General features: G+C 35.7%; 11 protein-coding genes and 1 tRNA gene. 6 read left to right on the forward strand and 6 right to left on the reverse strand.

The window, feature by feature from the left end:
* Positions 1-70: 70 nt before the first annotated feature.
* Positions 71-143 (reverse strand) — tRNA-Gln (locus OD90_RS07085).
* A gap of 240 nt (positions 144-383) precedes the next feature.
* On the opposite strand from OD90_RS07085, the gene OD90_RS07090 reads away from it, so the two are divergent.
* From OD90_RS07090 to OD90_RS07100, 3 genes are read left to right on the forward strand one after another with little or no spacing between them, the layout of a single operon-like run.
* Positions 384-3713: a DUF2723 domain-containing protein gene (locus OD90_RS07090; protein ID WP_144668370.1), complete on the forward strand. Its 3330-nt coding sequence runs from the start codon at positions 384-386 to the stop codon at positions 3711-3713.
* Between the two features lie 4 nt (positions 3714-3717).
* Complete coding sequence (locus OD90_RS07095) at positions 3718-4662, forward strand: TerC/Alx family metal homeostasis membrane protein (RefSeq protein WP_144668372.1); 945 nt, start codon at positions 3718-3720, stop codon at positions 4660-4662.
* 5 nt (positions 4663-4667) lie between these two features.
* The gene (locus tag OD90_RS07100; RefSeq protein ID WP_144668374.1) at positions 4668-5333 is read left to right on the forward strand and encodes a polysaccharide deacetylase family protein; all 666 of its coding nucleotides are present in this window, start codon (positions 4668-4670) and stop codon (positions 5331-5333) included.
* Between the two features lie 3 nt (positions 5334-5336).
* Here the strand turns inward: OD90_RS07100 and OD90_RS07105 are convergent, their stop codons facing one another.
* The 3 genes from OD90_RS07105 to OD90_RS07115 all read right to left on the reverse strand — a co-directional run bounded on the left by OD90_RS07105 (position 5337) and on the right by OD90_RS07115 (position 8020).
* Positions 5337-5636: a thioredoxin family protein gene (locus tag OD90_RS07105; protein WP_144668376.1), complete on the reverse strand. Its 300-nt coding sequence runs from the start codon at positions 5634-5636 to the stop codon at positions 5337-5339.
* A 63-nt stretch (positions 5637-5699) separates the two neighbouring features.
* The gene (locus OD90_RS07110; RefSeq protein ID WP_144668378.1) at positions 5700-6926 is read right to left on the reverse strand and encodes a metallophosphoesterase; all 1227 of its coding nucleotides are present in this window, start codon (positions 6924-6926) and stop codon (positions 5700-5702) included.
* A 122-nt stretch (positions 6927-7048) separates the two neighbouring features.
* Positions 7049-8020, reverse strand: coding sequence for a type I phosphomannose isomerase catalytic subunit (locus OD90_RS07115; RefSeq protein ID WP_144668380.1), 972 nt, complete (start codon positions 8018-8020; stop codon positions 7049-7051).
* Between the two features lie 47 nt (positions 8021-8067).
* Between OD90_RS07115 and OD90_RS07120 the strand changes: the two genes are divergently transcribed.
* Positions 8068-9045: an ABC transporter ATP-binding protein gene (locus tag OD90_RS07120; RefSeq protein WP_261374472.1), complete on the forward strand. Its 978-nt coding sequence runs from the start codon at positions 8068-8070 to the stop codon at positions 9043-9045.
* Between the two features lie 12 nt (positions 9046-9057).
* Here OD90_RS07120 and OD90_RS07125 read toward each other — a convergent pair whose 3' ends face one another.
* Together OD90_RS07125 and OD90_RS07130 are read right to left on the reverse strand one after the other, a co-directional pair.
* Positions 9058-9516 (reverse strand): 3-oxoacyl-ACP synthase, encoded by a 459-nt coding sequence (locus tag OD90_RS07125; RefSeq protein WP_144668382.1) that lies wholly within the window; start codon positions 9514-9516, stop codon positions 9058-9060.
* A 95-nt stretch (positions 9517-9611) separates the two neighbouring features.
* Positions 9612-10727, reverse strand: coding sequence for an NAD(P)/FAD-dependent oxidoreductase (locus tag OD90_RS07130; RefSeq protein WP_144669656.1), 1116 nt, complete (start codon positions 10725-10727; stop codon positions 9612-9614).
* 360 nt (positions 10728-11087) lie between these two features.
* Between OD90_RS07130 and OD90_RS07135 the strand changes: the two genes are divergently transcribed.
* Both OD90_RS07135 and OD90_RS07140 read left to right on the forward strand, forming a co-directional pair.
* On the forward strand, positions 11088-11783 hold the full coding sequence (locus tag OD90_RS07135) for a glycosyltransferase family 2 protein (protein ID WP_144668384.1): 696 nt from the start codon (positions 11088-11090) through the stop codon (positions 11781-11783).
* Positions 11783-13270, forward strand: coding sequence for a cellulose synthase family protein (locus tag OD90_RS07140; RefSeq protein ID WP_144669657.1), 1488 nt, complete (start codon positions 11783-11785; stop codon positions 13268-13270). Before OD90_RS07135 ends, OD90_RS07140 begins: the two co-directional genes overlap by 1 nt.

Here is a 13270-nt window from a genome sequence, read left to right on the forward strand (position 1 = left end):
AATGGGCGGTACAAATACTTTATGAAAACAATTAACCCTCTGAATATCAGAGGGTTAATTTTAATTAATGTTGGCCCACTAGGGCTCGAACCTAGACTCTTCGGTACCAAAAACCGACGTGTTGCCAGTTACACCATAGGCCATCCTTGTGTAATGCGGGTGCAAATTTAAGCCAAACTTTTAAATCGACAAACTTTTTTTAAAAAAAAATTTAAAGTTTATAAATTGAATAAGCCACAAAAAAGTAACGTACTCATTTATCCATACTTACTCTTTAAATTTTTTAGAAATAAATACGCAATATGCTTCAATAATTAATCAATAAATCACGTTACAAAAAATCACACGTATTACGTAACTTCGTCTTTTACAAAAGAACTATTATGACAGACTTCAACTTTACGAAGTATAATAAAATATTAGGATGGGCAGTTTTTGCAATCGCCCTTATCACCTATTCTCTTACCGTAGAGCCTACGGCTAGCTTTTGGGATGCTGGAGAGTATATCTCTACCTCATCAAAACTAGAAATAGGACACCCACCGGGAGCTCCATTATATCAAATACTAGGCGCTTTTGTTTCTATGTTTGCACCAGACGCTACCTACATTGCTCTTGCAGTAAATTACCTTTCTTGCCTCTCAAGTGCTTTTACGATACTATTCATGTTCTGGTCACTTACGCTTTTACTATCACGTGTGCTTACGTTAAACAATGAGGTTGTTACAAAAACAAAACAGCTAGCCATATTAGCTAGTGCATTTATAGGATCTCTTGCTTTTTCATTTACAGATAGTTTTTGGTTTAATGCGGTAGAGGCAGAAGTATATGCACCCGCAGCATTTGTGATGTCACTATTATTTTACCTTGGGCTACTTTGGGAACGCGACATGCTACTTCCTAGAGGTAATCGCTGGTTAATACTTATCGCCTTTATCGTAGGATTATCTTTTGGGATTCACTTTATGGGATTACTTACCATTCCAGCTATTGGGCTTCTATATTTCTTTAAAAATACAGAAAAAGTAACCATTAAAAACTTCGGTATTGCTTTAGTAATTGTAGTGGCAGTATTAATGTTTATATTCAAATTATTGCTTCCATACACACTTGCTATTTTTGGAAATTTAGAAGTTTTCTTTGTAAACAGCATTGGCTTACCTTTTAACAGCGGGACCATAATCGCTGGTCTTCTATTAATTGCCTTGTTTTATTATGGCCTTACGCTTTCGCGAAAGCGTAATTATCCTCTTCTCCACACAATGCTGTTATGCACATTGTATGTGTTTATAGGATTTTCGAGCTGGATGATGTTACCCATACGTGCAAATGCAGGAACTACGATAAATGAAAATAACCCCGCTAACGCACGTTCCCTTTTAGCATATTACAACCGTGAGCAGTATCCAGAAACCAAACTGTTTTACGGCCCTCAATTCACCTCTGACTATTCTGGTCTAGATGCTGATGAACCGTACGTAGATAAGCCAAAACTTTACGAGAAAGATGAAGAGCTAGGTAAGTATGTTGTGGTAAATGAATGGCGTAAGGCAAAACAGAATCTTGATAGCGACCATAATGCCTTCTTACCAAGGATGTGGAGTCCTGAGAATAGTGTAAACTATATGCAATACACGGGGCCATTAAAATTCAGAATCAAATATGATCCTGAAATGCCCGAAGAAGAGCGGGCTTATATTCAGGATGTTGTTACGCAATTCAAACTAGACTATGCCGATGGCAAAGTAAGTTATGATGGTTATAATGCCTTTCTAAAAAGTACTGTGGGACGCTATCTAGATGTTGAAAAGCCCTCTTTTGGGGCAAACATGAACTATCTATTTAGTTTCCAATTTTCATATATGTACTGGCGCTATTTTATGTGGAACTTTGTAGGACGTCAGAATGATATACAAGGAAAAGGGGATGATTTTAATGGAAACTGGCTTTCTGGAATCGATTTTATAGACAGTGCCTTTTTAGGCTCTCAAGAAAACTTACCGTCAGATGTACTCGAAAACAAAGCGCGTAATACCTATTATTTCTTACCTCTTTTACTGGGTCTATTAGGATTACTTTTTCACGCGAGTAAAGACTGGAAACGTTTTGTAGTCTTACTAGTGTTTTTCTTGTTTACAGGTCTTGCGCTTAAAGTATATCTTAATGAAAGAGCTTTTGAACCTCGAGAGCGAGACTATGCCCTCGTAGGCTCATTTTATGTTTTTGCTATGTGGATAGGCTTTGGCGTCTATGCTCTTTTTGACATTTTAAAAGATTTTATAAAACCAAAAGTGGCTTTACCCATTACAGCTATAGTATGCTTACTTGCTGCTCCTGTGCTCCTTGCATCTCAAAACTGGGATGATCACGATCGCTCAGGCAGAAAAACAGCACTTGCAATGGCAAAAAAATACCTAGACTCTGTAGATGAAAATGCGATCCTATTTACCATAGGTGATAACGACACCTTTGCCCTGTGGTATGCTCAAGAAATTGAAGGATATCGTACAGATGTACGTGTAGTAAATACGAGTCTTATAAATACAGACTGGTATTACGACCAGATGAAGCGCAAAGCTTACAAAAGTGATCCAGTACCAAGTACTTTAGACCACGATAAATATAGTGCAGATAATAGAGAGGCACTTTTCTACCAGCCCATAGTTACTGATACAGTAATGCCTATAAGCCAGTGGATGAATTGGGTTGCTAGTGATGATCCTAGAACTAAAGTTGAGCTTCAAAATAATCAATTCATAAATACATTCCCTAGCAAGCGAGTACGAATTCCTGTAAGCAAAGAATCTGTGCTTAACAATAGAATTGTACCTGTAGAAGATGGAAATGATATTGTGCCATACATAGATATTGAGCTCAATGGGGACGTTTTATATAAGAATAGACTGTTAATGCTAGATATTATAGCCAGCAATAACTGGGAGAGACCTATTTACTTTACTGGTGGTAGTTTTGGAGATGATGATTATCTATGGATGAAAGATTTCCTACAATTAGATGGCGTAACCTATAAGCTCCTACCAATTAACACCCCTATAGACCCTCGTAATCCTTACGATATGGGTCGCGTTGATGCAGATAAGATGTACGATATTGTCATGAATTGGTCTTGGGGTAATAGTGGTGATCCTTCTATTTATCATGATCGAGAAACGAGAACTAATGCTATTACCTACCGTGGTAATATGGCAAGGCTTGTTGAACAGCTTTTACAAGAAAATAAGCCAGAGAAAGCAAAGAAGGTAATGGACCTAGCTATGGAGAAAATGCCTGTTGATATTTTTGAATTTTACACACTGGTAGAGCCATATATCACTGGTTATTATGAAATAGGTGAAAAACAAAAAGCGAGGGATATCTGGCAACAAATCGCGACCAAATATCAAGAGCAACTCTTTTATTTTAGTACCTTAACCGAGGAGAAACAACTTCAATATTTTGATGAAATTTATACGAATGTAGAGAAATACAGAAGCCTTGTAGACTTGTTAATCATTAACGATGATAGAGAGCTTTTTGAAAAAGAAGCATTAATTTTTGATAATTATATGAAAACCTTCCCCTACTTATTAGGTGATGAAGAACAGAGTGAAGGTTATAGCGAAGATAGTCTAGAGACTGTTCCCAATTCTGGAGGTTTTGATAAACCTATAGACTCTGCAGTGCAGAATGCGCTTGATATTAATAACGAATAGCGATATGCCTGATTATTTGCTTCCTTGGACAGTTCTTATAGGTCACATTGTTATCTTATTGCTGTTAGACTTTTTTGTGCTTCACAAAAAAAACCAAGTAATAAGTGTAAAAAAAGCCTCTTACGAGACACTCTTTTTTGTAGCTAATGCTTTGCTTTTTGCTGGGTTTATATTTTGGTTTTACAAAGAGGGACTGGTAGAAAATCCTTATAATTATAGTCCTAGTAAATCTGTAGTTACTTACTTAACTGGTTACCTTGTTGAATTATCGCTAAGCGTAGACAACCTATTTGTCATTGCTGTGATTTTTACATCTTTTAAAATACCAAGTCAGTATCAACATAAACTACTATTTCTTGGAATTCTAGGCGCAATCATTTTTAGAGCTTTATTAATAGGTCTTGGCATCACACTTATAAACAAAATTCCTGGGATGCATTTTATCTTTGGAGCCATCTTGTTATTTACAGCTTTCAAAATGTTGAAAGATGACCAACAGCCTATAAAGAATGAAGAACCTAAGGGTCTTTCAAAGTTTTTTAAATTTAGTAAAGTTATTGATGGCGATAAGTTTGTCACACGAGTAGATGGAAAACGTATTTTCACAGCACTTTTTGGTGCGCTCGTCACAATAGAATTTACAGATTTACTTTTTGCACTAGATAGTATTCCAGCAATTTTAGCCATTACTAAAGATCCGTTTATTATATACAGCTCTAATATTTTTGCAATCATGGGACTTAGATCGCTGTATTTCTTTCTTGCTAATATGCTAGAAAGATTTAAGTATTTGAAGTATAGTGTGTTTGTAATTTTACTTTTTGTGGCTGCAAAACTTGTTGTGGGTCATTACTACCCTTTCCCAGAATGGCTATCTTTAGTGGTCATATTCCTATCTTTAGGTACAGGGATTTTAATCTCTATTCAAAAAGGTAAAGCGCAAAACTAGCTGTAATGATGTTTTCTAAAATAGCAAGGATACCCTCCATCGTAAAGTGGTTTTATCCTTCTTGGTATATTTGGGACAAGAAAACTGGAAAGAAAATCATATATCTAACTTTTGACGATGGTCCTGTTCCTGAGGTTACAGACTTTGTATTAGATACGCTTTCGCGAAAGCGAAAAAAACCCATACCCGCCACATTTTTTTGCATAGGAGATAATGTGCGTAAGAACCCGACCATTTTTAAGCGTATTCTTAAGGAAGGGCACTCAATAGGTAATCATACTTTTAACCACCTCAAGGGAACAAAGACACCACTGGACATTTATATTAAAAATGTCCAACTTGCTAATCTAGAAATGGCAAAGCATTTAGACACAACGCCAAAAGAACTGAGTACTACTCTTTTTAGACCGCCTTATGGGATGTTTAAGAAAAAACAAGGCAAAGCCCTTAAAGACCTAGGTTATAAAATAATTATGTACCGTGTGGTTGGATATGATTGGCATGTAAACGTGAGCGCAGAAGACTGCTACCAAAATATTATAAAGAACACAAAGGACGGTGACATAATCGTGCTCCACGATAGTCTAAAAGCAGCAAAAAATATGGAATATGCACTCCCTAAGGCACTTCGTTATTTTGAAAAAAATGGATTTGTTTTTGAAAAGCTATAAGCATTAATTTGCGTACTCCTCCATAATCCCAATTAATGTGGTTGCATCCTGCTCTCCACTTTGTCTCCAGATCATTTCTCCCTTTTTATAGATAATTAAAGTAGGTAAAGATTTAATGCGCAGAGCATCTGCTAGCTCATTGTTTTTATCAACATTAATCTTAATAATCTTACCACGATCTCCTACAGCTGCAGCAACGTCTCGCAACACAGGATGCATGGCTATAGAATCTTTGCTCCATTCTGTGTAGAAGTCTAAGAGTACAGGAATGTTAAGATCAATCAGTTCTCCAAATTTTGACATAATCACAATGATTTAATAGGTCAACCTAAGATGGCTTCTCTCAAAGATAAGATATTATGTTCATTATACATTTGCCGTATTCTTCCTAAGCGTAATCACAGTGATTTCTGGCCATATACCTACTCTACCTGGAAAGGCAAGGTACCCAAATCCTCTATTTACATTAATATACTGCTTAGCATCCTCATAAATTCCTGCCCAGTATTGATAACGCCATTTTACGGGACTCCACTTAAACCAGCCTGGGATTTCAATACCAAATTGCATCCCATGTGTGTGACCGCTTAGTGTTAAATGAAAGTGTTCTGGATGGTCTTTTACTTCAAATTCCCAGTGAGAAGGGTCGTGGCTCATCAAAATTTTGAAGTCAGTATCTGCAAGACCAGCGATTGCCTTATTAAGGTCTCCTGCCTTTTTAAATCCACCAGCGCCCCAATTTTCTACCCCAATAAGAGATATACGCTGTCCATTTTTTTCAATAAAGCGATGCTCATTGAGCAGAAGATTGAAATCCATTTCTTGTTGAATTTGTTTGAGCTTATCGAGATTTGCTACTTTCTCTTCATTAGAAGACCAGTTTACATAATCTCCATAGTCATGGTTTCCTAATACAGAAAATTTTCCATCTTTTGCTTCTAACCTAGCAAAAGAATCCTTCCAGGGTTCCATCTCGCTTGCAAGATTATTTACCATATCGCCAGTAAAGAGAATAACATCACTGGCTTGTTCATTAATAAGGTCTATCGCATAATTTACCTTTTCAGAATTGTCAAAACTTCCACTATGTATATCACTTATTTGAGTGATTTGATAGCCATCAAATGCATCTGGAAGATCGTCATAGGAAAGTTCATATTTCAAGACCTTAAAGTTATAACGCCCTTTAAAGACACCATATAAAATGGAGGCAAAAGGAATGGCAGCCAGCCCGAGTGCTAGTTGCGAAACAAATTTTCGCCGTGATGGAATTATAGATCCTTCAGGCTTAGTTATGAATTTGTTATAGATAGCTTTAAAAAATCTATATACATCTTCTCCAAACATAGTGGCAATAATAAACAGCTTACAAACAATTAAGATGACAAAAGAGACGATGAAAAACTGTGTGAGCGCGCTCATATTACGCCGACCACCTGTTGAAAATTGATAAAAAAGACCGCCAATAACAAATAGGGTAATTAAAAAATAAAAAACAGTACCCCAGCGACCTTTGATTAAAAAACGGAACGCCTGATATGCATAGATATCTAACGCGATTATGAATAGAATGAATAATATAAATCTCAACACAGCTAAAAAATTTTTCAAATGTAAGTCGCACATAATCGATAGACGTTACATTTACGTTTCTTTAACTAATTACTAAAACTAGATTGTAGATGGTTGTTCCGCTTTCGCGAAAGCATAAACCTCTAGATTGTAACTTCTAACAATTTTGCATTGCTACTTTCTACTGTTACTGAGGTTAGCATTGCTGGGAGTAGTATTGCATACCCAGTAGCAAGATGGAAGATGCTTTTATTATAGATAACATTTACAGAACCCTCTACACACATTAAAATAACAAAGGAATCTGTGTCAGAATAGTCCAGCTCCACCTCGCTTGTTAAAGAGATAATATTTGTAGTAAAAAATGGCGTGTGGATAGCATCCGTGCGTTTATTTTCTTCTAAGGTATATGAAGTTTTATATGATTCTTTAGAGGTATAATCAATTACATCTTCTGCAAGTTCATTATGTAATTCGCGCTTTTTCCCCGTCTTTTTATCCACTCTATCATAATCATAAATCCGGTATGTAATATTTGAGGTTTGCTGTATTTCTGCTAACAAGACCCCTGCACCTATAGCGTGTACACGGCCTGCGGGTATATAAAACAGGTCACCAGCACTTACTTTCTCTTTATGAAGTGAGTTCTCTATAGTACCCCTCTTTAATTGATTATTAAATGACTGCTTATCTGTATTATGATTAAAACCTATCACAATTTCGGCAAAAGGATCTGCCTGCATGATATACCACATTTCATTCTTACCCACGCCATTGTGTCGCTTTTTTGCAACCTCATTAGTAGGGTGAACTTGAATAGACAAAGGTGTTTTTGCATCGATACACTTTACAAGTAGTGGAAATTGATCTCCAAATCGTGACATTACAGAATGACCCAAAAGCTTAGGCCCATAGATTGCTATAAGATCTGTAAGCGTTTTTCCTTTTAAATGTCCATGTGCTACAACAGTTTTACTACCCTTTACATCTGAGATTTCCCAAGATTCACCTATTTGATCTTCTGAACATTCTTTATGAAGAGTCGTACGAAGTTTGTTCCCTCCCCAAATGCGGTACTTAAAAATAGGTTCAAAAACCAGAGGGTATAAATCCATTCAAATATTTTTTACAAAGATACACCATACAAAAATTTTTGGGCTTTATGAGAACTAGATTGCTTGCTTTATTTTTGTACCCTATGTTAAGAATAGAGAAGCTACACCATCAACTATCTAATCGCTTTACAATAGGCCCCCTATCACTGACTATAGATAGTGGGACTCATGTCGCAATTATAGGTGAGAGTGGCTGCGGGAAGACAACACTGCTCAAAATTATTTATGGACTCTACGAGGTGACCAATGGTACTATCTTTTGGGGGGATCAACATGTCACGGGTCCAGATGATAATTTAATCCCTGGAATGCCTTACATGAAATACCTTTCGCAAGACTTTGACTTGATGCCTTATACTACGGTTGCAGAAAATATTAATAAATATCTTAGCAGACTAACGCCTAAGAAAAGTAGACAACGTACAGATGAGTTACTCAGAGTTGTAGAAATGACTGCTCTAGCTGATGTTAAAGTAAAAACACTTTCTGGAGGTCAAATGCAGCGAGTAGCACTCGCTCAAACACTGGCAAAAGAACCTGAACTCTTGCTACTTGACGAACCATTTTCACACATAGATAATTTTAGAAAAAATAAATTACGCCGAAAATTATTTAAATACTTGAGAGAACAAAACATTACTTGCATAGTAGCTACACACGATAGTACAGACGTATTATCTTATATGAATCAGACTATTGTGATGAAAGATGGACAGGTAGTTTGTAAAGATGATACCCAAGCTATTTTTGAAAACCCTCCGTCTTGTTATGTTGGTTCTCTCTTTGATGATATCAATGTGTTACCAAAAGAATGGTTTGATGAAGTGTCTTTATCCGATAAAAAAAGGCTTTTATATCCTCACCAAATACAGATAACTCCTCAAGGTAAAGAGATTGTCATAGAGCACTCTTATTTTATGGGTTCACATTATCTTATTATGGGATATCATGGTGATCAATCTGTTTTATTCAACCACAGGGAAGATCTAGAGAAAGGATCAAATCACAGAATTAGCATTAAATAAATGTATTTCTTATCAATAAACTGATGTGATTGTTATCTCGTTTTCGCGGAAGCGAATTACATCTCCTTTTTTCTTACCTAACAACAGTTGCCCTATTGGTGCAGATAAAGCTATTGCATAATATGAACGATCTTTTGTCTTGAGTAGACCTGCAGATATGGAAATAAAAAAACTGCTGTTATCAGTGTGTACAATACTCCCGAGCCTCACATGATCACTTACAACTTTTATATCAACCTTAGAGAGTGCTTCTTCAATTTTTGAAATTTCCTTTAGTTGTGCTCCTACTTGCTCTCGATTAATTTGCAACATCGCCCTGCCAGTCTCGTGCTTGTCTCCTGCAGAGCTTTTGGTTTCATTTTCTAGTGATTCCACAATATCTGCAATGACGTTTTCAACTTTATCACGTCTGTTGGCAATCCATTGTTTGCACTTATCATACAATGCTATCTTTATCTCCAAGTGATTCATTAATAAATTTTTACAGATAGGTTTACAGGATTTATTGAGTTTATTAAACTTTTATATTATTCTGTTTAGACAGTTGTCTTTACGTTACAATGAATTCAATCCACTAAATTTGCTAATTCTTCACCTACCGTACTTCCTATGGCAACACCCATTCCTCCCAATCTGACTCCACAGTAAACATTTTCTGAAAGTCTCTCTAAAACAGGTTTCTTCTGTGTGCCTACCCCCATGATTCCGCTCCATCGATACGCTATTTTAATTTCTTTTCCTGGCAAGATTACTTCTCTGAGAAGTCTTTCTAATTCATTTTGAACTAATCGTGTCTGACCTATTTGTGTGGTTTCTTCGGTCTTAAAATCAAGATTCCTACCCCCTCCCAACAGTATCCTATTATTGATATTTCTAAAATAATAATATCCTTGGTCTAAATGAAATGTCCCTTTTATTCTCAAATCTTTTAGAGGTTCTGTAATTAGTACTTGTGCTCTCGCTGGCTTCACATCAGAAATATGAAGATCTTTAGCAAAGCCATTGGTTGCGATGAGCATTTTTTTTGAAACAAATGAAAAATGCGCGGTATCAATAATCACTTGGTTCTGCTCCTCACTGTAATCAAGTACAGTACAATTATTTAAAATATAAATGTCGTTTTTATATGCTTTTAAAAGTAAGGCCTTCATCATCTTACCCGTGTCTATCTGGCCTTCTAATTCATTAAAGATGAGTTTAGGTTGTACATTATCAAAACAAAATGGATCCTCTACTATACTATAAACGTTTTTGTTAAAAATGGGAAAGAGCAACTTATTTATAGAATTCATCTCTTTTAGGCAGGACTCATATAACTTGACATCCTCTTCTTGAAAAAGTTCATATCCGCCATATTGCCTATAGTCAAGAGTATGATCACCTATTAACTTCCTAAGTTTAGACAATCCATTAATACGTTTTTTAACGAGTGAAACAACCTCATCCTCAGAATGGGATTTTAGATCTTCAAGAATTTCGGAGAGACTACCAAAGCAAGCAAAACCTGCATTTTTGGTACTTGCTCCTTGCGGTAGAACTCCTTTTTCTAGTATGCATATTTTTGAATTTGGAAATCTTTCGCGTAAGCGTAAAGCACAAGTTAATCCCACAATCCCACTACCTACTACCGTATAGTCTATGTTTGTAAACCACGAATTATGTTCCCAAAAACTAAGTTCCATGTTTTCTTTTCGTAAAAATACTCTATCCATGTTAGTCTTAAGCTTGAGAAACGTCTAAATACCTTTAGCATAATGAATACTTAGAGCCCCAAACTTAGCATCATATAAATAAGAATTGGGAACTTATAAGTCTAACCAGAAATAGAGCGTAACTAAGTAATGGATTTTTTTTTACGATCTTGCACATCAATTTAAGATGTGAGCCCTAGACACAACAAAATAATAATAGAAATAGCTTATTATATTTTACGAATATAATTTGCATATTAAATTTGAAAAATTACAATCGAAGATCTTACTGATGAGTGGCTCAGATCAACAGCTGTTACTGTAAAACCATTCTTTTGCCTCCTAAACCAAATGAAAGAAAAAATCATTAAAGTAATTATACCAGCCTATAATGAAGAAGATTCAATAGGGCTTGTTATTAAAGACATTCCAAAAATCGTAGATGAAATTATTGTAGTTGATAATGGGTCTACAGACCGTACGGCATCTGTTGCAGAAGCTGGAGGTGCTACAGTGTTGCATGAAGATAATCGCGGTTACGGATACGCATGTCTTAAAGGTATGTCACACATTGCAAATGCTGATCCAAAACCAGAGATTGTTGTATTCTTAGATGGAGATTATAGTGATTACCCTGAGCAACTTACAGATTTAGTAGCCCCTATTATAGAAAGAAATTACGATTTTGTAATAGGAGCAAGAGAAAAACGCTTTCGCGAAAGAGGTTCAATGACCACGCCTCAAGTTTTCGGAAACTGGCTAGCCACTGGTTTAATGACTTTATTTTTTAGCGCTCATTATACAGACTTAGGTCCTTTTAGAGCAATTAAATATGATAAGTTACTTTCATTAGAAATGGAAGACAAAACTTATGGGTGGACGGTAGAGATGCAATTGAAAGCATTAAAGAAAAAGTTAAAGTATAAAGAAATACCTGTAATGTATCGCAATAGAATAGGTGTATCAAAAGTTTCTGGAACATTGAAAGGAGCGGTTAATGCAGGTGTAAAAATTCTTGGATGGATTTTTAAATACAGTGTAAAATGATGATTTTAGAATTTACGATAATAGCAATTTACACTGCTGCGCTACTCATCATTTTTGCATATAGTTTATCACAGCTTAATTTGCTTTTTAATTATTTAAGAGCACAGCGCAATACTGATGGTTCTCAAAAATTTAACTTTAAAGATCCTGAGCAAATTCCAGAAGTGACCATTCAATTACCCGTGTATAATGAGTTGTATGTAATGGAACGATTGCTGGATAATATTGCTCTTTTAGACTACCCTAAGGATAAGTTAGAAATCCAAGTATTGGATGACAGTACAGATGAGTCCATCTTAACGACTAAAGCACAAATTGACCGTCTTAGAAGTTCAGGTTTAAATATTAAGCATATCACTCGAACAGATCGTAAGGGATTTAAAGCTGGAGCCCTTAAAGAAGGTTTAAAGCTCGCAAAAGGGGAGTACATCGCTATTTTTGATGCAGATTTTTTGCCAGAATCAGATTGGTTACTGCTTACCATTCCATACTTCAAAGATCGAAATATAGGAGTAGTGCAAACTCGCTGGGGGCATATAAACAGGAATTATTCTTTACTTACAAAAGTGCAAGCTTTTGCGCTCGACGCTCACTTTACATTAGAACAAGTAGGGCGCAATAGTAAAGGACATTTTATAAATTTTAATGGAACTGCTGGTATTTGGCGTAAAGCTTGCATACTGGATGCTGGAAATTGGGAAGGTGACACACTCACAGAAGATCTTGATTTAAGTTACAGAGCTCAACTCAAAGACTGGAAATTCAAATACCTAGAAAAAGTGGAGACTCCAGCAGAATTACCTGTGGTGATAAGTGCAGCTAGATCTCAACAATTTAGGTGGAATAAAGGTGGAGCAGAGAACTTTCAGAAAATGTCAAAAAATGTTATCAATAGCAAGCGCATTTCTACTAAAACCAAACTTCATGGACTATTACATTTATTGAACAGTACAATGTTTTTAAATGTACTCATTGTGGGTCTACTTAGTATCCCTATGCTCTATATCAAAAATGAACATAAAAGTTTAACTCCCTACTTTTATGTAATGAGTTTTTTTGTAATAAGCAGTATCATATTTTTTATTTGCTATTGGTTTATGTTTAAAAATATTTATGGCGGTGGTTTAAAGCAATTCATAAAATATATTGGAATGTTTTTTACTTTCTTTAGTATTGCCATGGGTTTCTCTCTTCATAACTCTATAGCAGTCATTGAAGGTCATTTAGGTAAACGAAGCGAGTTTGTACGCACACCAAAGTTTAATATCAATACCATTAAAGACTCTTGGAAGGGGAACAAATACCTCAAGAAAAAAATTTCTATAAATGTTATTTTTGAAGGGATATTAATGCTCTATTTTGCTTTTGGGATTTACTCTGCATTTGTGGTAAAAGATGGCGGCGATTTTGGTTTGTTACCATTTCACCTTATGCTATGCATAGGATTTGGGTTTGTGTTTTTTAAGTCCTTGACATCTAAGATATAG

It is taken from the genome of Dokdonia sp. Hel_I_53, assembly GCF_007827465.1.
Lineage (GTDB): Bacteria > Bacteroidota > Bacteroidia > Flavobacteriales > Flavobacteriaceae > Dokdonia.

What these genes read in the sequence shown, in the direction of transcription:
- OD90_RS07105 (WP_144668376.1), bottom strand. Translation starts at nt 5,636, where the DNA reads ATGTCAAAATTTGGAGAACTGATTGATCTTAACATTCCTGTACTCTTA.
- OD90_RS07120 (WP_261374472.1), top strand. Translation starts at nt 8,068, where the DNA reads ATGAGAACTAGATTGCTTGCTTTATTTTTGTACCCTATGTTAAGAATA.
- OD90_RS07140 (WP_144669657.1), top strand. Translation starts at nt 11,783, where the DNA reads ATGATTTTAGAATTTACGATAATAGCAATTTACACTGCTGCGCTACTC.
- OD90_RS07100 (WP_144668374.1), top strand. Translation starts at nt 4,668, where the DNA reads ATGATGTTTTCTAAAATAGCAAGGATACCCTCCATCGTAAAGTGGTTT.
- OD90_RS07135 (WP_144668384.1), top strand. Translation starts at nt 11,088, where the DNA reads ATGAAAGAAAAAATCATTAAAGTAATTATACCAGCCTATAATGAAGAA.
- OD90_RS07115 (WP_144668380.1), bottom strand. Translation starts at nt 8,020, where the DNA reads ATGGATTTATACCCTCTGGTTTTTGAACCTATTTTTAAGTACCGCATT.
- OD90_RS07130 (WP_144669656.1), bottom strand. Translation starts at nt 10,727, where the DNA reads ATGGAACTTAGTTTTTGGGAACATAATTCGTGGTTTACAAACATAGAC.
- OD90_RS07125 (WP_144668382.1), bottom strand. Translation starts at nt 9,516, where the DNA reads ATGAATCACTTGGAGATAAAGATAGCATTGTATGATAAGTGCAAACAA.
- OD90_RS07090 (WP_144668370.1), top strand. Translation starts at nt 384, where the DNA reads ATGACAGACTTCAACTTTACGAAGTATAATAAAATATTAGGATGGGCA.
- OD90_RS07095 (WP_144668372.1), top strand. Translation starts at nt 3,718, where the DNA reads ATGCCTGATTATTTGCTTCCTTGGACAGTTCTTATAGGTCACATTGTT.